The 24,189-nt window shown below is 42.4% G+C and carries 21 protein-coding genes and 1 pseudogene; 16 read left to right on the forward strand and 6 right to left on the reverse strand.

Features of this window, described 5'->3' with window-relative positions; all coding sequences use genetic code 11:
* Positions 1–98: 98 nt before the first annotated feature.
* From PV783_RS24940 to PV783_RS24950, 3 genes are all read right to left on the reverse strand, one after another.
* Positions 99–674: an RNA polymerase sigma factor gene (locus tag PV783_RS24940; protein ID WP_420990003.1), complete on the reverse strand. Its 576-nt coding sequence runs from the start codon at positions 672–674 to the stop codon at positions 99–101.
* A 95-nt stretch (positions 675–769) separates the two neighbouring features.
* Positions 770–2,152, reverse strand: a complete 1,383-nt coding sequence (locus PV783_RS24945) for a RagB/SusD family nutrient uptake outer membrane protein (protein WP_420990004.1) — start codon at positions 2,150–2,152, stop codon at positions 770–772.
* An 18-nt stretch (positions 2,153–2,170) separates the two neighbouring features.
* Positions 2,171–5,629 (reverse strand): SusC/RagA family TonB-linked outer membrane protein, encoded by a 3,459-nt coding sequence (locus PV783_RS24950; RefSeq protein WP_420990005.1) that lies wholly within the window; start codon positions 5,627–5,629, stop codon positions 2,171–2,173.
* A gap of 684 nt (positions 5,630–6,313) precedes the next feature.
* Between PV783_RS24950 and PV783_RS24955 the strand changes: the two genes are divergently transcribed.
* The 4 genes from PV783_RS24955 (at position 6,314) to PV783_RS24970 (ending at position 8,979) form a co-directional block, all read left to right on the forward strand.
* Positions 6,314–6,856 (forward strand): sigma-70 family RNA polymerase sigma factor, encoded by a 543-nt coding sequence (locus tag PV783_RS24955; protein WP_420990006.1) that lies wholly within the window; start codon positions 6,314–6,316, stop codon positions 6,854–6,856.
* Positions 6,857–6,896: 40 nt separating this feature from the next.
* Positions 6,897–8,063, forward strand: a complete 1,167-nt coding sequence (locus tag PV783_RS24960) for a FecR family protein (protein ID WP_420990007.1) — start codon at positions 6,897–6,899, stop codon at positions 8,061–8,063.
* A gap of 61 nt (positions 8,064–8,124) precedes the next feature.
* Positions 8,125–8,529: a hypothetical protein gene (locus tag PV783_RS24965; RefSeq protein WP_420990008.1), complete on the forward strand. Its 405-nt coding sequence runs from the start codon at positions 8,125–8,127 to the stop codon at positions 8,527–8,529.
* Positions 8,530–8,574: 45 nt separating this feature from the next.
* Entirely contained in the window at positions 8,575–8,979 is a 405-nt protein-coding gene (locus PV783_RS24970) for a hypothetical protein (RefSeq protein ID WP_420990009.1), read from the forward strand.
* A gap of 24 nt (positions 8,980–9,003) precedes the next feature.
* Here PV783_RS24970 and PV783_RS24975 read toward each other — a convergent pair whose 3' ends face one another.
* Complete coding sequence (locus tag PV783_RS24975; protein WP_420990010.1) at positions 9,004–11,586, reverse strand: outer membrane beta-barrel protein; 2,583 nt, start codon at positions 11,584–11,586, stop codon at positions 9,004–9,006.
* Between the two features lie 574 nt (positions 11,587–12,160).
* Positions 12,161–12,565 carry a helix-turn-helix domain-containing protein gene (locus tag PV783_RS24980; protein WP_420990011.1) on the reverse strand — a complete coding sequence of 135 codons (405 nt, stop codon included), beginning with the start codon at positions 12,563–12,565 and terminating at the stop codon, positions 12,161–12,163.
* Positions 12,566–12,975: 410 nt separating this feature from the next.
* On the opposite strand from PV783_RS24980, the gene PV783_RS24985 reads away from it, so the two are divergent.
* Both PV783_RS24985 and PV783_RS24990 read left to right on the forward strand, forming a co-directional pair.
* Positions 12,976–13,545 carry a Crp/Fnr family transcriptional regulator gene (locus tag PV783_RS24985; protein WP_420990012.1) on the forward strand — a complete coding sequence of 190 codons (570 nt, stop codon included), beginning with the start codon at positions 12,976–12,978 and terminating at the stop codon, positions 13,543–13,545.
* 505 nt (positions 13,546–14,050) lie between these two features.
* Positions 14,051–15,217 carry a hypothetical protein gene (locus tag PV783_RS24990; RefSeq protein WP_420990013.1) on the forward strand — a complete coding sequence of 389 codons (1,167 nt, stop codon included), beginning with the start codon at positions 14,051–14,053 and terminating at the stop codon, positions 15,215–15,217.
* A 236-nt stretch (positions 15,218–15,453) separates the two neighbouring features.
* Here the strand turns inward: PV783_RS24990 and PV783_RS24995 are convergent, their stop codons facing one another.
* Positions 15,454–15,711 carry a hypothetical protein gene (locus PV783_RS24995; RefSeq protein WP_420990014.1) on the reverse strand — a complete coding sequence of 86 codons (258 nt, stop codon included), beginning with the start codon at positions 15,709–15,711 and terminating at the stop codon, positions 15,454–15,456.
* A 419-nt stretch (positions 15,712–16,130) separates the two neighbouring features.
* Here PV783_RS24995 and PV783_RS25000 point away from each other — a divergent pair, with 419 nt between their 5' ends.
* From PV783_RS25000 to PV783_RS25045, 10 genes and pseudogenes are all read left to right on the forward strand, one after another.
* Positions 16,131–16,607, forward strand: a complete 477-nt coding sequence (locus PV783_RS25000) for a hypothetical protein (RefSeq protein WP_420990015.1) — start codon at positions 16,131–16,133, stop codon at positions 16,605–16,607.
* A gap of 487 nt (positions 16,608–17,094) precedes the next feature.
* The gene (locus PV783_RS25005) at positions 17,095–17,388 is read left to right on the forward strand and encodes a DUF4134 domain-containing protein (protein ID WP_420990660.1); all 294 of its coding nucleotides are present in this window, start codon (positions 17,095–17,097) and stop codon (positions 17,386–17,388) included.
* On the forward strand, positions 17,385–17,828 hold the full coding sequence (locus PV783_RS25010; protein WP_420990016.1) for a hypothetical protein: 444 nt from the start codon (positions 17,385–17,387) through the stop codon (positions 17,826–17,828). The genes PV783_RS25005 and PV783_RS25010 overlap by 4 nt, the downstream gene beginning before the upstream one ends.
* A 141-nt stretch (positions 17,829–17,969) precedes the next feature.
* Positions 17,970–18,311 (forward strand): DUF4133 domain-containing protein, encoded by a 342-nt coding sequence (locus PV783_RS25015; RefSeq protein ID WP_420990017.1) that lies wholly within the window; start codon positions 17,970–17,972, stop codon positions 18,309–18,311.
* A gap of 86 nt (positions 18,312–18,397) precedes the next feature.
* Entirely contained in the window at positions 18,398–19,222 is an 825-nt protein-coding gene (locus PV783_RS25020) for a hypothetical protein (protein ID WP_420990018.1), read from the forward strand.
* 77 nt (positions 19,223–19,299) lie between these two features.
* Positions 19,300–21,827 (forward strand): annotated as a pseudogene (locus tag PV783_RS25025) (TraG family conjugative transposon ATPase).
* A gap of 4 nt (positions 21,828–21,831) precedes the next feature.
* Positions 21,832–22,287 carry a hypothetical protein gene (locus PV783_RS25030; RefSeq protein ID WP_420990019.1) on the forward strand — a complete coding sequence of 152 codons (456 nt, stop codon included), beginning with the start codon at positions 21,832–21,834 and terminating at the stop codon, positions 22,285–22,287.
* Between the two features lie 76 nt (positions 22,288–22,363).
* Complete coding sequence (locus tag PV783_RS25035) at positions 22,364–23,017, forward strand: conjugal transfer protein TraI (protein ID WP_420990020.1); 654 nt, start codon at positions 22,364–22,366, stop codon at positions 23,015–23,017.
* A 137-nt stretch (positions 23,018–23,154) separates the two neighbouring features.
* Complete coding sequence (locus PV783_RS25040; protein WP_420990021.1) at positions 23,155–23,577, forward strand: hypothetical protein; 423 nt, start codon at positions 23,155–23,157, stop codon at positions 23,575–23,577.
* 186 nt (positions 23,578–23,763) lie between these two features.
* A complete protein-coding gene (locus PV783_RS25045) occupies positions 23,764–24,189 on the forward strand; it encodes a hypothetical protein (protein ID WP_420990022.1) in 426 nt (141 codons plus the stop codon).

Raw genomic sequence — 24,189 nt, forward strand, 5'->3', positions numbered from 1 at the left:
AATTCCGAACCGAGTTACCAGGGTGACATGACACCTATCCTATCTGTTTCGGAGTTATCGGCCTTCGCTAACATCACAAGACCTGATTGTCACGGTCATTAAACGTGGACCAGCAGTAGCAGTACCCTGATTACCAAACGGCGCCTCAATACCCTTAAGGCTCTTTTTGCATGGGTTTCCACGGTCTGTTCTGTTATCCCTAGTTGTATCCCGATTTCTTTGTTAGATAGATTTTGATCTCTCCGAAGGGTCAACACCTCTCTCATCCGCTGGGGCAGTGCCTCGATTTCCAAGGTGATTATTCTTTCCATATCTTTTTCCCGGATTCTGTAATCGGTACCGGAAAAACCGGGACTATTCATCGCGGTTTGCAGTGAGTCTATGTGTTCCTGTTTAATCTTCGTGTGCCGGAACAAGTCCATCATCCTGTTCCATACCGATCTGAATAGGTAACTACGCAAACTGGTGGTGAGTTGAATCGATTCTCGGTTCTGCCAGAGTTTTATAAAAACCTCCTGAATCATATCTTTGATTTCCTCAGGATCTATATTCTTCTTTAAAGAAAAATTATACAGTAAAGGATAATAACGCTCATGAATCTGGGCGAATGCCAACTGGTCACCAGATCTCAATCTGCTGATCAACTGCTCATCGGTTAACACACGATATTTCATCTGAATAGAATATCTCTTCTACAAATCTGCAAATAATATTTATTTTATTGGTATTCAATATTGTTTAATATTCTCTTCGTTATAATGGTTTATTCTTAACGCACATTTTGATCGATATGACTCAGCGCAATTTCATCATCAGGGATCGGCATGACATACCTGGGATCATTTGGAGGCAATGTATAGGTTATCCCACCTAACACCCGCTTTAAAGAAATATTCGCACCTTCCAGATTAAGCCGTTTGATATCTGGCCATCGTTGTCCACGCCATACTAATTCTTTTCTACGTTCATTGATTATAATTCCCAAAAGGCCTGCTTGAGTGGAGGATTCGATAGGAATATAGGTTCCAGTCTTAAAACGGTTTATGAGTAGAGTATTCAATGTTTCCTTTGCTCCATTTAAATCTCCAGATCTTGCCTGACTTTCTGCTTTTATTAAGTAAACTTCATCAACTGCAAGACCAGTAAACGGAAATCCGCCTGTCCCATTATATCCACTTCGCATAGAGTAATTCTCCTTATCGACATTAAAATAAATCGATTTACGAAGGTCGTTGGTTTCATATAGCTTTAGAAGTGAGGTGTCAATTACAGAATAACCGGTATTGACAGTAACTATACTATAATCCAAATTGGTAATGGCTAAAAATAGCAATTCAGAATTATAGTTTGTAAAAGGCTCATAAGCGTCAGGATCTAAAGCATTGTAATCAATCAAATTACTATAATTTATCAGCGAACTATCAGCAGTTTGCAACGCTTTATCATACATTCTCATATAGTTATACACTCTCGCAAGCAGCGCATATCCAGCGGACTTAGAAGGTCTATTCAAATTTCTGCTGGAAATTTTTGTCGTGAACAAATTGATCGACGCATACAAATCTGAAAGAATAAGATCATAAGTTGCCTGAACAGTTGCCCTTTTCTGAATATCATTTATATCAGCGCTTATTTTTAGGGGAACCCCCAAGTCACTATTGGCTGTCCTTTGGTCGTATGGTTTTGAAAACGTCTGAACCAGATTAAAGTAATTGAAGCTACGGTCGAATAAAGCCCAGGCTTTAACAAACTTTCCTTTTTCGCTTTCCTTCTCTTCTGTACTTAGTTTATCCCAACCTTCCAAAACGACATTAGCATAAAATATTGCCTGATAGGGGGCGTTCCACTCAGCTATGTTTTTTTCACCTGAATAAATATCCTTGCTCCACAAAAAACAATTCTTCTCAGTTTTTGTATAAACCGCATCAAAGCTTTCCTGTGTGGGATAATAATATTCATCGCCAGACATTATACCAGACGCTGGGGAGTTGAAGGTCATTACTGTTTGATTGTCCAACAATTGAGACATGTCATCAAGTGTGGAAGGAATAACGATATTTGTGTTAGGCTTCTTTTCTAAGAAATCACTTTTGGTACAACCGGCAAATGCCATAACAGACAAGGCAGAAAAACCGAGAATTTGTTTTATCATAGCGTCTGGATTTAAGATTTAGAGATTTACATTTATACCAATGGCGTAACTTCTAGGATTGGGAACCAAGTAGGACCAGTTGCCTGTAAAATCAGGATCAAGATCTAATTTATTTGCCCGCCAGATAATGCCCAAATTGCTCACATAACCATAAATTCTTAAGTTTGTCGCAGCATATTTACCCAAATGCACTTTAAAACTATAACCAGCCTGCAAGTCCTGTAGCCTAACATGATCCCCCTTTTCAACCAGGGCTTCTGAGCCCCTGAAAAACAAATCTCTTTGATTATCTATTGGATATTTTAAAGCAGGAACAATTGTTGTATGCTCATCCCCTGCCTTTTGCCAGCGTTTCTCATAGTCTGCCTGTCGGAATGTTGATCCAGAGTTCAAAAATGAACCTCTTCTAAAGTAATACCCCAGTTTGTAAATGATATTGAATGAAAAATCTACTCCCTTAAACGCGAAATTGTTCCTAAGACTACCAAATACAGTAGGCGTACCAGCACCCATAAACTTAAGGTCCGCTAAATCGGTAGAATTTAGCACTCCATTGTAATCTTTGGTTACTTTGCCACCCAGGTAACCCTGTGGATCTCCCATACTATCCAGGCCGGCCCAGGGATAAGTCAATATTGCAGAATATGGCCGACCAACAATGGGGTTATCGTAATTCTGGGTGACATAATAATCATTCACCCCAGTTTGAAGTTTATAGGAGGTAACTTTATCCCTAACGATACTCAGTAAAAAATTTGTTGTCCACACTAACTTCCCTTTAGTATTTATACTGTTTAGCGTAAAATCTACTCCCCTAGTAATCATATCTGCAGTATTGCCGGTAAATTGGATAACTCCAGTCTGAGCCGCAATTGGACTATTTCCAATCAGGTTCAGACCTTTCTTGGAATAAAGTTCAATACTCCCAGACAACCTGTTCCCTTTTGTAGCAAAATCGATTCCTATATTCGTTACATGAACCTTTTCCCAACTCAGCTGTGGATTAGGTGGATTGATGATAGACTGCTGTGGTGAATTATATCTATTCACATCCTGGGTTTTGGCAGTTGTATAAGCAGAAAGACTCTTGCTCAAATTGCCGCTGTATCCATCCGTTACCCTCAGACGTAAATATGGCAAGAAATTGATCTTGTAGAATGTTTCTTTGCTGATATCCCAGGACAAGCCAAATGAATAAAGTGGAACACCTTTTTGATTCGCATCAACACCAAATAAATTTGATTCATCCCTGCGTGCACTGGCAGAGATGGTATACTTATAATTATACGAATAGGAGGCGTTGGCGTAGTAAGAAATAAACCTGTCTGATGAACCATTCTGACCATATACATTTGGTATTCTAACAGTTCCACGACCAATTTGTGGTGTAAAATCTTTAAAAAAATCAACAGGAATACTTGTAGCATTGTCTGGTTTATAGCCATAAACCTGGTTGGTCATGCTAAACGCATTGTAGTCTTTCATTTCAAATCCACTCAATGCAGTAATTTCATGTTTGCCGGAAAAAATCTGATTGTAATTCAATTGTATTCGCCCTGTATTACTCTTATAGATTGTATTAGTACTTGTAAGAATTCCTCCCAACGGAATTGCATAAGTAATATTGCCAGATGGATCAATCTGGCTATATTGATTAATTAATAGTCTTGTAGCATAGGTATTTTGATCATTATATACTGATTGATCTATATTTCCTTGTTGATACTGATAATTTACCCCCAAAGAGAAAATATCCTTTAAGATCTTGTAATTCAGACCAACGTTTATACGGTAGTCGGTCATATCAGTTTTATTGCCCTTATTCAACCGCTCATCATAGGGAAAGTAATTCCAGTCTAACAACCCCTTATTATCTAAAGCATCTTTACTTGCCTGTCGCCAATCGCGTATTACAGACAATGCCTTCCCATTTTCGTCTACAAGTTCTTCATAAGGACTCGTAGCGGTAAAGCTGTTAGGGTTACTTTCTGTCTTACTTTTTGCAAATAAGAGTTCGCTAGTGAATTCCAAACGCTTTTCCAAAAACAGAATAGTATTACGGGCGTTTAAAGTAAACCTGTTATAATCATTAGGAATCTGGCTCGCCAGTTTTTTATCAAAGCCGCCCGATATATAATACAGATTGTTTTCCCCGCCACCGTTAATCGAAAGGGCATACTGTTGGTCTAACGCTTTGCGAAGAAAGTATTTGGAATAGTCAGATCGGTAGTCATTGTTACCTAGTCGATTAAGTTGCGCTTCAGCTTCAGTATGGCTTATCAGCCCCTTTTTTTCTTTATCTAAGATGTCAACAACCGGGGTCTGAACGAAATAGGGCAAAAAATTAAGTAAAACATTATACTTGCCTTTTTTAAAAAAATATGTTTCTAATTCAATGGATTCCTTTGAAGTCAACTGAGGCACGGTAAAAATATCCGGCTTGTCAATCATATTGACATTGGTGTTAAAGGAAATCTTTGCTTTCTGGTTACTCCGCCCCTTCTTTGAAGTCAGGACGATCACCCCGTTAGCTGCCCTGACGCCCCAAATGCTTGCCGCGGCAGCATCTTTTAATACCGTAATTGATTCGATGTCATTCGGATTGATATTAGCAGGATCTCCTTCATAGGGAAAATTATCCAGTATGATCAAAGGTTGGGTATTTGCAAAAAGTGTACTTCTTCCCCTGATGCTTATGTTCGGATCTCCTCCACTATTTGGATCTCCTCCGACTCTATTTGCTTGCTTATTAAAGATCACTCCACTCGTCACACCATCCAACCTGGAAAGTACATCTGTACTTACACTACGATTCAGCAATTGGTTATTCACAAAAGCAAAAGAACCGGTTGCCCGTTCTTTGGGTAATTTCTGGTAACCGGTGGATACCACCTCTACTTCAGAAAGATCATTTGCAGAACCAGTCAAAACCACATCTATAATTTGCCTTCCGCCCAAATAAAGATCCTGATGCTGGTAACCGGTAAAGGAAACCTGCAGGATGGCGTCCGATGGCACATCCCGGATCTCGAACTTACCAGAGGCATCTGCCTGGGCACCGAGGTTGGTTCCTTTAATCCGTAGGGTGGCTCCGATCAATGGGTGACCGGTGGCATCGGTAACCCTGCCCGTCAAACTATTTTTAATAGTCGAATCTACACTTAAAGGAGTAATGGCAGCTACCTTTGATTCCCGGCCAGCGATCCGGATCGACCTGGTATTCTCATCGATTCGCCAGCTGAATCTTTTGGCATCCAGCAATAGGGAAAGCGCCTGATCCACCGGCACATTGTTCACTTTGATTGTCCGCTTCTGCTGTTCATTTAACAAATTGTTGCTGTAAAAAAAGGCGAGCCCGGTTTGGCTCTGGATGCTTTTCAGAATTTCGCCCAGTTCCACATTGGTGAAACTTAGTGAGACGAGTTTGGCTGATGTTATGGTTCTCGCCTGAATAGCGAAACCTGTATGGCTGATCATGCAGCAAAACATAGCGCTGACGGCTATACGAAGTATAGATCTGGACATAAGGAAGTGCATTGGGTGCTAGATAAAATCTACCCGCTTTCAATTTGAATTGGTTCTAGTCAAGTTCGTTTACTGTTGTTGCCTTGGGGAAATAAGCTAAAATGGACAAATCACTTTATGATATAACACCGGTAACAGATAAACCTTTAGTTAAAATGAGTTTCATTTATCCACAAACTGATCACAAAGCCCGCTACTCCTTACTGGCAGAGAGATACAGCATCTTGTTAACGATTCGTTAATCAGAAAACGATTAATTCCAAGCGTTTTTTTCTTCGCCTAGTTTTATTCTGCTCTGCATCAGGAAAGGGCGGCAGGTGGTTGTCCTGCGAAAAAAAATATTTTTAAAATAATTATTAAAAAATGAAAACTAGAAGTAGTTTTATGTCGTAAATAATTTCGACAGACTGTTTTCAATTGAAGTAACCTTGACTCGTTTACGCTTACTGATCAGCTAATTTGGAAATCTCAATTACATTCAGGCCATCTGATGGGGATCTGAAGGTCTGAATATTGAACGTAGAAATTGTTTTTGCATGAGTATCACCGTTGGTGAACAAACCAACGCTTCGCTTCCCTCAGAAGAAATCCAAACCGGAAAGCAACCGCTTACTGTTAGATTGTCATTTATAGCACATGCTGGAGGATAACCATGAGAATGCGCAATTACTGGATCAACTAAAGGGAGATGACTTATCTGCCTTTAACCTACTTTATGAAAGGTACCGAAAGGCATTATTCATCTACGCTTTTAGAATTGTGAAGGATGAGCAGGTTTGTTATGAGCTTGCTCATGATGCATTTATATACCTATGGCAAAAGCGGTCGGGCGCGATCAGGGATAAAAACATCAGTTCCTACTTATTCAGTTATGTCAAATCGCGGTCCCTAAATTACCTGCGGGACCAGAACAATAAGAAGCTCAATGCGCTGATCAATTCTGAAGAGCAAGCCGAGCACCCGAACTATGAGCTGAAAAACAATTCTGATACCTCTATTTTGCACGAAGCCCTCTCTTATATTCCCTCCCCTGCTACCCGGAATATTTTTGAAATGCGTTTCATCCAGGAAATGTCTTACAGGGAAATTGCCGACTCCAAATCCATGAATATCAATACCGTATATGTGCACATCAATGCTGCCATTAAAATATTACGGAAAAAGCTACGAAAAACATAGCGAAGACTAAAGATTTTCTGAAAATAAGTGTTTTACTGATATGGGAGGTTTGAACCGTAAAGATCATGAGGATATTGAAATCTATTTTTCGCAGAAACTTGCCGGTTCGATTAGCGATAAAGATCTCATTTACATCAATGCGTTAATCGAGCAGGATGAAGCCATTCATCAGCGCTGGCAAGCGTTCTGTAAGGATTTTAAAGAAGAAGATATCCAGGATCAATTTTCACGTTTAGATGATCACCGCGTATGGAAGCCTATTACTGCGGCGGAGCTGCATGCCAAACCGACCGTAAGCCGGCCTTTATCCGTGTTGGTTAGCAAAAAGTATATACCCTTATATGCCGCTGCGATTCTAATCGCCTTGTTCATTATAAAAGACCCGGCAGGTTTACTGATTCCCAAAAAAGTCCAGCCATCCATTAACAAACCAGTACAGCAAGAAGCGTTTGTTTTAAAGCTTGCTGATGGTCGTGAGATCGACCTCAGCAAGCTTAATGGTGGTGGTCAGGAGGGGATTCACTATAATAGTCAAGAAAAGCTGCTTTCCTTCGATGTAAATTTAGCCAGTGAAGGAAACAGTACGCTAAAAGTTCCGGCAGGCAGGAGTTTATCCATGTTGTTGTCCGATGGCAGTAAAATTATGATCAACTCCTCTACCGAAATTAACTTTCCAATGGTCTTTGGTGGCAGGAAAAGGGAGATCAGTATCCAGGGGGAAGCCTATTTAACCGTGGCCAAAGATCCTTCAAGGCCCTTTACCGTGCGTACCAGTTCCGGTGAGGTCCGGGTATTGGGAACTGAATTCAACCTGAATTCCTATGATCCGGGAACCATGATGGTCACCTTGGTCCAGGGTTCTGTAAAGGTGGTCACTCCTAAGAGTCAGGTGACATTGAAACCAGGTACTACAGCTATTGCAGGGCAGAAAGAAAAGATCAGCGTGGAACAAAACAAGGATAACCAAGCGCTGAGCTGGAGAAAAGGGATTTATTATTTCCACAATTCAGATCTGAAAGAGATTAAAGAGATTCTGGAAAGATGGTACAACCTTAACATTTACATTGATAATCCAGACCTGTTAAACCAGAGATTCACCGGGGCATTAGATAAAACCGGTGAAGTATCCATATTCTTAGACAATTTAACCGCGGTTACAACGATCAAATATGCCTTTGATTCATCGCACAACGTACATTTCAACTAACATCCACCTTTAATGGTGTTCCATCGGTAGCCGTTCATTCATTCATCCTAATCAATTATGTATGGACACGCAATTACTTGCAAGCCTAAAGGAAATTTGTATTGAGGAAGCTGCTAATTTTGAAGTAGCGCCAGCTCTGATAGATGTGATCATCGTAAAACAATTGTTTAAATCCGGCAGAAGATATCTGATCCCTGAATATCTTCAAAGCGGAGCATTGTTCAGGCTACTTGAAAATGCATACGGCCCCTTTACGGTCTTACTGGATAAGGATCAGCCTACCCTGCGGTTTAAGGATGGCAGGGTCATCGGGGCGGACTATTGCGACCTGCATCCCAGGATATGCCGGTGGGACGCTTTGATCTACGCATGTGTCCATGCCATTGTACCAGGTGTGCGAGAGCACATCACCAGGGTGCTATACAACCGGATATCGGGTGTATTTGAACCCTGTTATGCGGCATGAGTGCAGGAATCCGGAATAAAATGCAAGCTGACAAAAAAATAGTGTATGACCCTTCAGCAAACCATTGACCATCTTAAACTGATCTGCGGTGAAGAAGCGAGCAGATTGGGTGTCGCACCCTCATTAATAGAAATCTACCTGATCAAACAATTGTATGCCAGGAAAAAGAAAAGACCTCTGGTTCGACAATATCTTAAGGACTGTCCTCTATCCAAACTTCTCCGGCAATGGAACGGCCCCTTTAAGGTGCTGGACGATAAAAGCTGCCCGACTTTTCTTTTCACTGATGGCACCGAGGTTGCCATCGGTTCCCGCAGGAACTCACCGCTCTGGTATAAATGGGATGATTTTATTACGAAAACCGAAATGACCCTCTCATCGGAGGCCAAATCCGGAATTGTACAGCGGTTGAAACAAAGGCTGGAACAGATTGAAACCGCGGGATCTTAACCAAGCTGCCCCTTCCCCCTGCTGTTATCTCTTCTTAAGGTAGTAGGTAAAACTGAGCATGCCGAAGCGCCTGAGCGGACTTGTTTGGCTATCCTCAATGAAATTTTCCCCTACATTTCTTTGCCGGCTGAGGTTTCTGTCCAACAGATCAAAGACCTGCAATTTCAGCTGCCCCCGCTGACCTGACAGCAAAGATTTTGCAATCATTGCATTGATGATCAGCATGTCCGTATTGTACCCTTCGGCGCGTCCAGCCAGCAAAGTATAGTTCAGGTTTGCACCGAGGGTAAAGCCTAAAAGCAGGTTGATGTTACCATTAAAGGAAAAAGCATAATCGTAATATTTATAGTTGTTGTGCTGAAGCGCGTAGCTGGCGGTATTATAGGTCAGGCTCAGGTAGGCCATCAATTCAAACAGCTCCCTATGGGAATAATTAAAACTCAGGCTTTGACGAAGCACCATTTTATCGGCGGTGCTTAACAGGCCATTATTGATTGACAGATCCCTATTCAAACTCAATGAAGTACTGGTGTTGACCGACGTTTTCAGCTTCTTTAGGGGGATCCCTGCTCCAGCGTATAAACTGATAAAATATGCACCGTTAACATTTACGGGACGGGAGATCTGCCGTCCCATGGAATCTGTCTGTAGTTCCGTAACTATCTGGTTATGCAACAATCCGGTGCTGGCATTGAAGTTCAGGCTGAGTAAAGACATCGGATTAAAAGAACGGATACCCAGGTTAAAATAATCCTGCGTCGCGGGTTTTAAATCCGGATTGCCTGATTGCAGCAATAAGGGGTTGCTATTGTCAGGTACCGGCTGCAACTGGGAGGCGCCTGGTGGCTGAATATTCCTGTTGTAATCAAAATGAAGTTTCCAGTTCCTGCTGATGTCCATATTCAGCGAGGCTGTTGGAAAGACATTCAGCAGATTCTTTTGTAAGGCACTGCCTGTAGAAATGATCCGGCTGTTGAGTGTGTTCCGGATCATCCCAACACCGACAGAATAATCAAACTTTTGCTTTTGTGTCCGAAAACTCAGACCTCCGTACTGCGCAACAGTGAGGCTTCTAAAATCGGCGCTCAGGGAATCTATCCTCACATCATAAGGACCTTTGGGGAAACTAGCGCCATAGACCGATCTATCGGTCCTGTTACCAAACCGGGTGTAGATATAGGCCATATCTACGAAACGGTCTTTAAATACCGGCTGGGCATAGTTTAACGTCAGCTGAAAAATGGAATTGATACCATGTTGGTCGGCCATCTGGTTGAGGCTATCCGAAAGCTGCTCCCCTGCGGGAAGATTAAACAGGGTTTCCGACCGGTTAAAAGTTTTCTGAGGGGTGCTGCCGTGGCTGTAGTTGAACCCGGCAATCAGGATACGACCAGGTTGAGAAAACTTTTTTGTGTAGGTCCAGTTAGTGAGATAGAAAAGCGTGTTGCCATTACTTTGATTATCCGTATGACCAGTGTTGATCAAACCTGATTTATTGCTGGTAGAAAAATCATTTTCCAGCAGGTTTGATTTTAAGGTAAAGGAGAGTCGGTTCAACAGGACCAGGCTAGAGCTGGAGTCCAGCTGCAGCTTCAGGCCAATCTCCCCATTGTGCACTGTAGCGGTACTCGTAGCTGTAGAAGTCTGCCTGTTGTCAAAGCTGGAATCCTTTAAAAAGTTCTGACGGAGCGAACTGGTAACCACAGTCGTGTTCTCCCCGTTAATTCTATAGCTGGAAGATAAACTTATTCGGGGACTAAGCTCCTGATTGTAGTTCAGGCCGGCATTCCAGACTTTTGTATTGTCATTACCGGCTGCTATCCCCATATCTTCATCAAAGGAATTTACATTGTTTGCGCCGGCAACCAGAGAAATCTGCTGCTGTGCATTAAACCGGTTGATCGTCGCCCTGGAAGCATACCTGCCATCTGTTCCATAGCCCGCCGATACCAACCCGTTCAGGCCATCATAGCGGTCTTTTTTCAGAGTAAGATTAATTGCTTTTTCCGGCGTCGGATTACCTGTGGTTCCCATTTCTTCAGCGGAAGGTTTGCGGTCTATGAGCTGTACTTTTTCGATCATTCCTGCCAGTATATTGCGGCTTGCCATTTTCAGGTCATTCCCAAAATAAGGCCGGCCGTCTACCAGAATCTGTTTAACAGGGCTGCCGTTATAAGTAATGCTGCCATCAGCTGCTATCTCCAGGCCGGGAAGTTTACGCAGTAAGTCCCCTACTGGCGATACCTCTTTGGTCTTATAGTAGCTGGCGCTAAATTCAGTGGTATCTTTCTTCAGGGAAACAGGAGGCCTGGACTCAATGATCTCCACCTGGGAAAGCTCCAGATATTTCCTTTTCAGATAGATATCCGGCTGTTGAACAAGGTTGGCGGTAACACTGATTGGCGTGGTCCATAGCTGCTGCTGGTAGCCCAAAAAGCTGATGTAGATCCTATAGGTTTCCGTTTTCAATCCAGTCAGCAAATACCTCCCGTATTCATTGGTGATAGTGGCGTAGGGAGTTCGGGAAGAATCATTCGCCTGGATTAAAGAAACAGAGGCCCCTTCTATCGGTTTTCGTGTATCGGCATCCAGAATGCGCCCACTCATCTGGCCACGGGTATTCTCCTGTGACCAGGCCAGAATAGGGCATAAGATTATGAGAATGAAAGTCGGCAAAAATTTCATTTTGAGGGCTTAAACCCTCATAAGGTCGGAAAAGACAGCGCATTCTATTTGCAGTTGAAATTCTGTTATGGTTGGGATGTAAGGTATAGGCTGGAATTATCTTCTTCAATAACATGATATCAGGAACAGGTTTCTCAACCAATCAATGGAATCCGTATTTGTATCAATGACAATTTAAAGGTATTATCACTAAACGAATAAACGATTTTCATTGGCCCACAAGCATAATGAAAGTATTCAGGCATTGGTGATAACTACCTTTAAAATTGCCACTGTCTATCCTTATGAAAATAAAGCCAGACCAATACCGGTATCAATTGTCCATTTTGGCGGGCCCGGTAAACCCGCAACAATTGGAAGGTCAACACCCAATGTTAAAGTGTTTGTCTATCAGGTTAACAAAGTGATTTGTCTTGACTATTTCAGATAACAAATTACAACAGTACCGCCAGGTCACAAAGAAAAAAAGTAGTCCAAAACAACATTTTTTACCGCACTATTTTCTCAGCCGGTAAGCACTCGGTAAGTTCCCAAAAACTTTTTTAAAGGCCCGGTTGAAGTTTGCCAGTGATTGATAATCAAAAAGCATGAAGACTTCTTTCATCGGCATTCCGCCTTCCAACAGGGCTTTGGCATACTCCATAGATGTATATAAATGATATTTACCTATGGTGATCTGGTAAAAGTGAAGAAATCCACTAGTTAGTACCGTATTACTGATGCCAGTGAGCCTGGACAGTTCTTTGATCCTGTAACGCCTAAAAGGAGAGCATTCAATTAACTTTTTGGCATATTGTATAGCAGCCGCCTGCTGATTAGAAAAGTTCATCGTATAGGAATCATTTGATGAATACAATAAAGCATCCAGAAGCCTGATGTCAGATTCAAGTTGACGTAACATTGCAAAATAAAACTTCCAACAAATTATTGTACCGGGAATTTCCCCGGCCCGAAATAAAGCTACCTCAAATGGTTAGGAGTGCATGATTAATACCCGAGCCAATAAGCAAAGCCTCTGGCTGCTATTGTTGTCTATGCACAAAATTAAGCATGGCTCAATTATCTTAAATCGCTATTTTTGTGAATTGGTTAGAAACCACTTATCAATTAAACCCGAGCCATTTAAAACGAAAGCTGTTTTAGAAAACCTAATCCTGTTGTGGTAGTGTTGCCGTTATGAGCAAACGGTAAGCATCAATGGTGTTAAAAATTTGCTCAAAGGCTACGCGAGATCATTTCAGTTTTAAATTGCCTATTGTATAGCTAAGCGCTACCGATTATATTCCAGCCGTATCACTTAAAACCATTATTATGAACAACCCGGTACTCGATATGATCTCGAAGATCATACCTCTTTCAAACGCATTAAAGCGCGATGTTACCAGCAAATTGACATTTGCAAAAATTGACCGTAAGCAGATCCTGCTCAAAGAAGGAGAGGTATGCAACTATTTGTATTTCGTCCAGAAAGGCCTGCTAAGGTCATTTTACGATAAAGAAGATCAGGATATCACCAATTGGTTTCTGTTGGAAAATGACCTGGCCATATCGCTACTGTCTTTCTATCGCCGGCAACCCAGCTTTGAGACAATTGAGACATTGGAAGATAGTGAACTCTTGTATATTCATTATGATGACCTGATGGAACTGTATAGAAAATTCCCAATATTCAATGTAGTTGGAAGAGTACTGACAGAAGAGTACTATTGCCGAAGCGAGGAAAAAACAATCGCTTTACGCAAACAAAGCGCTACGGAGAAGTACGCAGATTTTATGAACCAATATCCTGAAATCATCAACCGGGTTCCAAAAAAATACATCGCTTCCTATTTAGGGGTGACTACGGAAACCCTTTCAAGAATAAAAGCCTCCAAACTATAAAATTGACAAATGTCAATCTACTAAAACCTCAAATTCCCCTAGATTTGAAGCGTAGTCATTGAAGTAACAGGCTTACTGTACTTTACGCCATATTGAACTTCACGCCCGATCCGCTCAAACCCAAGCTCTTGCTCATCCGCATGAGAAGGTAATCATTTGCCTTTTATGGAAAGGCCAGCAGAAATGCATCATGTGTATTAAACCTATTCATTCAAAATATCATATCTAAAACATAAAACAAAATAAGTAAAACAAAAAAGACCTTTAATTGTGGTGTAATTATTTTTAAAGTACTACTTATAATTTTATTAACGCTACTGTGATGCTGCAATTAAGAAATACAGGCTGTTAACCATTAGCCCGAACAGATACCATATCCATTAGTCACGAAATCAGACCTGGTAGTTTTTCCGGGTAAGGAAGCCTGTTGTATGACCACGTATTATTCTGAATTGTCCAATTAACCATATCCTAACCCTCAAACTACAAGATGAAAAAAAATTATGTGCTACAATCGCTAGAATCGTTACTACTGGAAGTCACCAGTGAAAATCAACCCGCCAGGAATCAGGATCAGACTGCCTCTGTGATCCAAAACATTTCCAATGAGAAGGTAAAAATTTACAACCGTTTAAAGGCAGAGCTGTTCAACATTAAACAGGAAGACCATACCAGAGTTATGGTGCAAAAATATTACAACGCGCTCATCTTACTGATCAATCAAACCTATAATGCAGTGCATCAGCAGAAAGACCTGGACATGAGTTCCCGTGAAATTCTTGAGTACCTGTTTATCTGCCTGGAGGAAATTCAACAATTTATTGAAGTGAGCTACCCACAATTTCTAAGCCCCGAAGAAAGGGTGCCCATTCCAGAACTGATGGCCATAAAGACGGAGATGGAAGAACAGTTCCTCCTGCTCCCCAATGCACTGAAAGCCGGAAATAACAGCGACAAAATCATTGGTATTGTGATGGATGCACTACGCCAGTTTGTAAATCGTATTGATCAACAGGACATGATTACTGTGAAAGAAACTCAATACCACAAAGAAATGATCAGAAACTTCCTCAACCCAAAGGAGCCGCGGGTATTGCCTGATTGCCCCACCTTACATGAGCTGCTATTCTACTGGAACTTCAACACGAGCGAGTCCATTGCGTATTTCACCAGTGGCCTGGAAGCGCTATTTGAAAATGAGGAAAGCCAGGAAGCTAAACTGGAGTTCCTGCATTTTCAATTTAAACGCCTGCTGCACCTTCCTGTCAAGCCCAAAACGATTTATGATAAACGGTATCCGAGCATGAAATCGTATTTTACCGGTTGGATCACCAATGAAATCGGTTACCTGGAAAAGAAAAAAGAGGGATTTAGCCCTTTGATTGAATCAAGCTTCAAACTAAAAGAGAAAGTCATTCCCTTCAAAGTGTTGGTGGCCTTATCGGCAGATCAGATCGGATTAATCCTTCGCGCCGCAAAGGAGCTGAAACTCTTTGTATCCAAATCGATAGAAGCCATATTTAAGGCCATTATCCCCTATATTTCAACCAACCATAAGGAGGAACTGAGCTGGAAAAGCATGCTGGGAAAGGTTTATGCCGGTGAAGAAAGAGATAAAAGAATTGCTATAGAAGCCCTGCAGCAACTCATTAAGAAAATTGAAAATTACTAACAGCGAGATTGACATCGGATATTTCGATGTCAATCTTAGCTTAAAAACCCGATCTCATCTGTGCTGATATCGGAGGCGTATTTCCGGGAATAAATGAGTTTGTTTGTCTTTTGAATTGTAAACACAAATGGTATTTTTCTCCCCTCTTCATAAGTTTCCACCCCGCCAGCTGAAACACTCCGGTATAAAATGATCCGTAACCTCCTGTTTTTAAAGCTATTAATGGCCGTAACCCTTTAATCTGCATATTCCTTAGGTGCTATATGCTCCCGCAGAAAGAAATTAAGTTGATCAGTCTTCTGCTGGTCACTGTCCATTATGAAATCCAGCGTACGACCTATTTGTCCATCTACAACCTTAAACACATACTGCCCGCCGGCGCAACTGTTCCTTTCGCTTATCGCTACTCTTATAAGTCCCTCTTTCTTATCGATGATGTATATCACGGCATATCTATGTTCCTTATAGTCAAATGAAGGTCCTATGGGTATCATAATGTTCAGTTTTTAGAAAATGAAGTTACCCAAAACAAGCATACGACGACACGAGCTTGAAAGATTTGATGGGCCGTTGGCCCATCAAATCTTTATTGAAGGTACCTAGACGGTACCAGATGATTTACGACCTGTGCATTTCATGGCTATTGTGTAACGCTGATCAGCCAATCCCGAGACCATATCAACCCATTTCCCCTCTCCTTAGCTAAAGACCACCCCAACTCTGAGGTGGTAATCTGCAGGCCGGAAAAATATTTTTTGAATTTTTTCTAACTGAAAATCAAATAGTTATAAGGGTGGTGATCAGGTGGTAATTTTTCTTACATCTTTATGGGCCTTCCAATTCTCGCTTCTTTTGTATCGTAATTCAGAACAACAAACAACGAAAAACGACCTAACATTAAAACCTAAAGATTATGACCCTTCTGCCCTACTCCTTTAAAGACATCCTGCTCAGCTTAGCTGTCCTGCTGGTAATCTACTACGGTTATATCATTCTGCGGTATTACCGGAAAGAACTCAATGATTTTATCAAAGGGAAAGCCCCTGAACAGGGAGCAGATGAACTGGAAAATGATGTAGCGGTAATCGATCCCTTTGAGCGCTACCATGAGCCGGTTAACCTGGAGCCGATAGCGGATGACAATTATCTGCTGGCTGAAGAACTGATCCTTCGGATCAAGGAGCTGATCTCCGAGTCGCGCGATCGACAGTTGGCAGAACCGGAAGTGATGAGTTCTGTGAGGGACCTGTTGGTAGAATATCCAACGCTAAAAGATGAAATACTCCGGGCAGGAATTACGGAACTGATCCTATCGGAAATGAAGATACATGGTTTCATTAGTGCCAGCCGTAGTGAGGTAGATGGCTTGTGGAAGATGGCGCTGGGCTAATGAACCATTTGCCAATGTCCCCCGCTCCATCCCAGGCGGGGGAACAACGGCGAAGCAGAAGAAAATTAAACCCCAAAAATTTGACCCGCGATCTCCTCCCTGCTGAGAAAGCAAATGGTGAACAATTGTGTGAGAATGTGAGTGCAGATCAGCCGGTCAGCTTTCCCCTTCCTGCCCCACAGGGCAGGAAGAACGGGAAAGATCAAAAAAATAAGACTGGACCCAATACCAGAACAGAACGCATGGAATAGCGAACAGTGATTAGAAAACAACAAGAAGATAGGCTGGGTGTTGGTTTGAGTGGAGAGCGTGAGAGCGTGACAGCACGTAGGTACGTGAGCATGAGTGAGATGATCGGTGCGTGGCAGCTTTATTTATCCGAAGACTACCCTGTAGTGTGGCAGGATAAACAACAGATGGATTAACCTTAAATGTGAGAAACAATATGTGCAGAGTGAGAATTAAGGGAATTTCCCGACAACAGTTAATGACTGCGGCCGTAATATCCGTGTTGATTTTACAGCATGCGGCGGCGCAGGCGCAGAGTGGAAAGGCCGGGATAGACAAAGCAACTTCGGAGATCGGTGGGTACTTTGGGGCTGGTGAGAAACTGATGTACGCCGTTGGCGCCGTCATTGGATTAATAGGTGCGGTAAAGGTTTACCAGAAATGGTCGGGAGGGGATCAGGATACCAGCAAGGTTGCGGCAGCGTGGTTCGGTGCCTGTATATTTCTGGTGGTAGTGGCAGCAATTTTACGTAGTTTTTTTGGTGTAAAATGAAAGCGGAAATCAGAGCAAGCCTACTTGGTTTTTTACAGGAAAATTATCCGGAGATCATCCTCCTTTTTTCTGAAAGAGGAACACTCACCCAGTATCTGGATGACCGGATGAACTTTGTGGAACCACTGATCGATGAGCTTATCCAGCAGGGCGATCAGCTGCAGGAGATTATTGATCTTTCCATTGCAGAACTCACCTCCTCATTTGGCCCCTCAAAGTTCAATTATCTAAAACAGGTGATGGCGGAAGAATTCCCCCAGGAATACCAACAGTTTGAACAGGTGGGCGTACTCAGGTCTGAGCTGACCAATATGATTGTAGCCTGTAGCAATGCTTTTGACGCTTTTGAGTTTTCTGAGGAAAATCTGGACGATCATTTTATGCGGCACATGGTCATTGCTGAAATGCAGGACTACCTGATCTCCCGTTCACAAAACTAAGGGCTTTGGGATACAACGTTGAGTATCTTGACAAGATTGTACTTACGTGAACCGGGTAAACGCAGATCCCATAAACGCTAATTCGAAAGCAGGAGAACCAAATAAGAAGGATAGATAAAACCAAATAAAAATCTATTAAGCATGGAAAACAGCGTATACGTCATTAATAAGGGAATCAATAAATCCATTGAATTTCGTGGCCTGAAGGCACAATACATATGGTATCTGGGTGGCGGCGTGATGGTGCTTCTGCTCCTTTTTGCGATCCTTTACCTGATTGGTATCAATACCTATGTGACCATGTTTATTGTCCTTGCCCTGGGAGCTGTGATGGTGTTCAAAATATATGCGATGAGTAGTAAGTATGGTGAATTTGGACTGATGAAGGAGCTGGCGCGACGGAGCATCCCCAAACTGGTGAGATGTAACAGCAGAAAGGTTTTCTGTGATCTGGCTAAGGGAATGAAGGATATTAAGCAATGACAGTCTATAGAAAATGAAAATCACGACCCGGAGAACCCCGACAGCGGAAACGACCCATACAAAATTTTTAACCAATGTTTTAAAGCATGCCTGACTACAAAGATATGATTGCCATACGCGGAGATTTATTTGAATTTGATAGTGCCAGAGAGTATCTAATCGATCATACCAATCCCAATAATTATCAGCGCATTGCGAATCTGGCACATGGAAGAGAACATGTAATTGCCCTGTATCATGATAAGAAACGAAGGTTTGCTGTACATGCCGTAACAAATAGTTGGTTAGGTACTGGTTATAGCAGAATCAGGATACCCCGTCTGATAATTGAGAAGGGTGATCAGTTGCCAGATACGGAAATTGAAAGTTACAATTCAGAAAGCCTGGAGAAGAAAAAGGGATATCAATATATAACGGAGAAATTGTCTGGCCGTCTCAATGGGATTTTACCAGAGCGGCAAATAGCCGGACTCCAATATGTTATTGACATTAACAACATGCAGATCTTTCAGTCAGACTGCCCGCAAAATCGCTTTGTCTTCCCCCAGCGGGCATTATTTGAATCTAGCGAACATTTGTTTGATAGCCGGGAAATGAAACCAATACCGTTTGATCCCAAAATAAATGAGTACCCCAGGGATGTTATCTGTATCGTTTTCCCAAGGCTAAGCCAATTGGATATTGTAGGGTACAGTATAAAAAATGGGTTGTCTCCAAGTGCAATGATCTGCGAATTCCCCTGGAACCCCAATGATGTCGCCCTTCAAGTTAAACGATTGGAAGAAACAAATATCCCTGAACTGGTACGTAGGAATCAAATTGAGCAGGAGCTGCAAAACAGCCCTAAACCGGTAAGCCTTAATTGTAAAAATAACCAACGTGGGGAGAAACGTAAGAGGATGAACAGATGAAGTAAATGTACCGGGTAACCGGCGATCAAGTAGTGAAACGGCAATAGTGCCACCCAGCGTGAAAAAGAATATGTGCAATGGAAAAATGGATGGATGATATGATGCCCATTATGGGTGTGGAACACGATCTGATCGTGTCCAAACAGGGTGATGTGACGTTGGTTTACAAAGCGGAACTACCCGAAATTTTCACCCTGAGTGATCAGGATTATGAAGCCTTTCACCAGAATTGGGTGAAAGCGATTAAGGTACTACCGAAATTCACGGTATTCCACAAACAAGACTGGTTCTTAGATAAAAAGTTCGATCCTGAATTTGATAAAACGGAATCAAAGGAGCACAGCAGTTTCTTAAACCATGCCAGTAACAGGTTTTTTAATGAACGTCCATACCTGGATCATTCCTGTTACATCTACCTGACCCAAAAACCGCAGGGAAGAAAATTAAGCAGTTCGGTATTTTCTAACCTGCTGCGTCCTTCGATTGTACCCGACCAAACGGTAAAGGAAGGCGCGTTACAGGATTTTCTCGATAGTTGCGGGCAGTTCAAACGCATATTAGAGGACAGTGGTTTTGTAATGCTGAAAAGAATTGGTAGCGCCGAGCTGGTGAGCCAAAGCAGAAAGATCGGGCTGATCGAGCGCTACTGCTCACTCGCAGAAAATGAAAATGATCTGCTGGTGAAAGATATCAGGTTTGATGATGGCATACAGGTTGGCCCTCAGCATGTGCAGATCTACACCCTGGGTGATGCAGCCGACCTGCCCGCGCTGTGCGGATCGCGGATCAATTACGACCGTTACAGCAGTGACCGGACTAAATTCAGTGTGGGCTTCGCTTCCACACTGGGCCAGCTTCTGGGCTGTTCGCACATCTACAACCAGTTTATCTTTATCGAGGATGCGAGCAAAACGATTCAGAAACTGGAAACCAAAAGGCTTCGCCTGCAATCTCTATCCGCCTATTCGCGGGAAAACCTGATCTCCAGGGACTCTACCAATGACTTTTTGAATGAAGCCATTTCAGAAGGACGTCTTCCGGTCCGGGCACATTTCAACATCATGGTGTGGACCAGCAATAAGGATGAACTCAAAGACCTGAAGAACCTCGTCAGTTCTGGCCTCGCGCAAATGGATGCGGTAGCGAAGATGGAAACAGCCGGGGCGCCGCAGATCTTTTGGGCCGGTATTCCTGGCAACGGCGCCGGCTTTCCATCGAACGACTGCTTTGACACCTTCTTAGAGCAAAGCACCTGTTTTTTGAACCTGGAGACCAGTTACCGTTCCTCAGTCAGTCCTTTTGGCCTGCGCCTGGGTGATCGTCAAACAGGGCGCCCCGTTCATGTGGACCTGAGCGATGAGCCGATGAGACGGGGATGGATAACCTCGAGAAACCGTTTCATTTTAGGTCCGTCAGGGGCTTACCGGGTCATTTTTAATTAAATGACCCGGTAAGCCTCCAAATTGGATCAGGGAAAAGTTTCTTCACTAACCATTTGTGCCGTAGCTATTACGAACAAGGTACGCATATCGTGTTAGTGGATGTAGGTCACTCCTACAGGGGTTTATGTGATATGGTGAATGGCTATTACTTCAGCTATTCTGAACAGAACCCCATAAAGTTCAATCCGTTTTTTATTGGTGAGGGAGACTCACTGGATACGGAGAAAAAAGAATCAATTAAGACCTTATTGCTGGCGTTATGGAAGTCAGATTCCGATGAATATAAACGTTCCGAATATGTCGCGCTAAGTAATGCGATCAGTGGATACTATGATCAGCTTGAATCTGACAAAAGTCTGTTCCCTTGTTTCAATAGTTTCTATGATTACCTGAAAGAGGATTTTGTACCTCAACTGGCACAGCAGAATGTAAAGGAAAAAGACTTTGACATCAGCAACTTTTTGTATGTGCTGCGCCCTTACTATAAAGGAGGTGAATTTGATTACCTGCTCAATGCGACTGAAAACCTGAATCTGCTCCAGGAAAGGCTGATTGTATTTGAGCTGGACAACATCAAAGACCATCCGATACTGTTCCCCGTGGTAACCATTATTATCATGGAAGTATTCATCAATAAGATGCGAAAATTAAAGGGCATCCGGAAGATGATTTTGATCGAAGAGGCATGGAAAGCATTGATGAAGGAGGGGTTTGCGGAATACATCAAGTACTTATTTAAGACCGTACGTAAATTTTTCGGTGAGGCAATTGTGGTGACCCAAGAGATAGAAGACATCATTTCTTCGCCTATTGTAAAGCAGGCCATCATCAACAACAGCGATTGCAAAATATTATTGGATCAGAGTAAATACCAAAACAAATTTGACCAGATCCAGGATCTGCTGGGCCTTACCGAAAAAGAAAAAGCATTGGTATTATCAGTGAACAAAGCCAATGACCCTACGAAAAAATATAAGGAAGTTTTTATTTCCCTAGGGGGTATCCATTCCAAAGTATACCGTACAGAAGTCTCGCCGGAAGAGTATTTAGCCTATACGACGGAACAAACTGAAAAAGTAAAGGTGCAGGAATATGCAGAGCGGTTTGGTAGCATAGAAAAGGGCATTAAGGTACTTGCAGCGGAATTGGGGCATAAACACTAAAAAAATGACAGGAATGGGAATAGAAATGAAACTGGCTGAGTTGTTTAAAAGTATTGATGCGTTTGAATATGCACTTGTTGAGAAAGGCTACGATAGGTGCTTTATGGCCGCTACGTGCTATCCGGACAGCCTTTCCAATAGTATTAAACGATACTTATTTGCTTCGATTGAGGGCTATAAACCAGGTATGTTGAATGGCCTTAATTTAAGCACCTATTTAAAATGGAATGGTGACTATGATCAGCGTAATGTCGCTGCCAATTTTAAAGTCGATCTCAACGGCCAGTACAGATTAATTATATGTAGAATGGAAATACATACGGATGAATCATACTTAAAAAAACACAGGTGTTTAACGCTTTTTCCTAAAAGTACTGATGAAATACCAACCAAAGTAGAAGCGATCAAAATGTTTGACTCTGCAAATAGATTGAAATCTCATCGTAAGATGAGTCGATGAATCCGTTGTAGCCTAGTTAAAAATAAAAGAGGTGAACAAATAGAAAAAGGAGGTAAATGTGAAAAAGAAAATTGTGATGCTGATGCTCCTTATGGGACTGGTGTTTGCACCCACTCAAAAAGCACATGCGGTATGGTGGTGGGTAATAAAGGCTGCTATCAAAAAAGCAATTCTGGCTGCCGACCTGGCGATTCAGCGACAGCAGAATAAGGTAATCTGGCTACAAAATGTCGAGAAAACGATAGAAAATGCCATGTCAAAATTAAAGCTGGAAGAGATCTCTGACTGGACCGAAAAACAGCGTTCGCTCTACAAAAATTACTTTGAAGAGTTAAACAAAGTAAAGAACATCATCACCTATTACAAGCGGATCAAGGAACTCGGCGAGAAACAGCTCCAGCTGGTGAATGAATATAAACGGGCATGGAAGCTAATCCGGCAGGACAAGCATTTCAGCGCTGAGGAAATTAATTACATCGCCCGGGTGTACCAGGGAATTCTGGATGAAACCCTCGGCAATGTGGATCAGCTATCGATGGTCGTGAACTCCTTCTCCACAACGATGAGTGATGCGAAGCGTCTGGAAATTATCGGAGCTGCCGCTGATCAGGTAGATCAGAATTATTCAGCCCTCAAACGGTTTAATGGCGAGAACTACCTGCTTTCGCTCTCCCGCTCAAAAAGTGAATTGGAGGCCCGGCAGTTGAAGATCATGTACGGTATTAAATGACAAACAAGATGGCAATTAAAATTTCGATCCAAGTACCCCCAGGTTAAAAATTCTACGATTCAATTTTACGCTAATCGGCAATTGTGTTAACCCCATACCTCCGGCAATGACTTAGCCCGAAGTTAAAGAACAATGAAATGAAAAGAATCAACAATTACATCGATGAACTCAGTCGCTATTTACAGCGAAAAGAATACGATGGTTTATTTGCCCTTGGCGGGAAAGGTCCGGAGAGGTTACCAGACTTACTTAAAGGATATATGGCAATGGCCTTTGCAGAGCCCATGACCCTTGCGCTTCCGGTGAAGGTATCAACGATTACCTCCCTAACCGACCGGAAAGGCCGATATACCCGTTGCGAATTTGAGCTGGATTACAATTCCAAAGATGGCGTGCATATCAAAGCGTATGAATTCCAGTTCTTGCGTGAAGGAGAAAAATATCCGCTATACCGGTATTTCAAGCAGATCAAACACCGCTCCGAGATTCCGGAAAAATCCCGAGGAATTAAAATGGTCCGCGCGCAATTCGCCGGTAGTAAAAAAAGCCTGAGGCTGTGATGTGTGCTGAAGTGCTGCCGCTTAGCATCCGAGAGCGCGTTCGAGAGAGCGTTCGAGAGCGAGAGAGTGATACCGCGAGAGCAAAAGAGAAAACAAATGAGCAGTGAACCCATAGCAGCAAATAAAGCACTTCGTTTTCAGGTGAAATGAACCAGACGGCGAACGCCCCAAAAAGGAGAAAGAAGGATGGAAGAAATAGATTCAAAAATAGCACAGCTAAAAAAAGTTTTGGAGTTTAAAGGCTACCACGGCCAGGTGCACATTAACGGAATTGAACAAGGATCAGTTGAGCAGGTCATCAAATCCTGTTTTGCCGTAAAACACAGTGGCAAGGCCGATGAATTTAAAGATCCGGTGGTGATGACACATTTTAGTTTCAATAAATCCAGGACCCAATATATGCAGGCAAAGTTTGTAATTGATCTGGACCAACCTGAACGTATTAAGATCAAACAGGTCAGCTTTGAAACCTGCGACCTGAACCACAATATCCTTGCCGTAAGAATATTTAAGCTCTCCCGAAATATGGATACCCCAACTATTGAAAAGGCCTGGCTGCTCCTTTCTCCTGATGTGGCAAGCCCAAAAATGAACAAAGGAAAAAGCTTATAA

The sequence above is a fragment of the Chitinophaga sp. CC14 genome (assembly GCF_048957795.1).
GTDB classification, from domain to species: domain Bacteria; phylum Bacteroidota; class Bacteroidia; order Chitinophagales; family Chitinophagaceae; genus Chitinophaga; species Chitinophaga ginsengisegetis.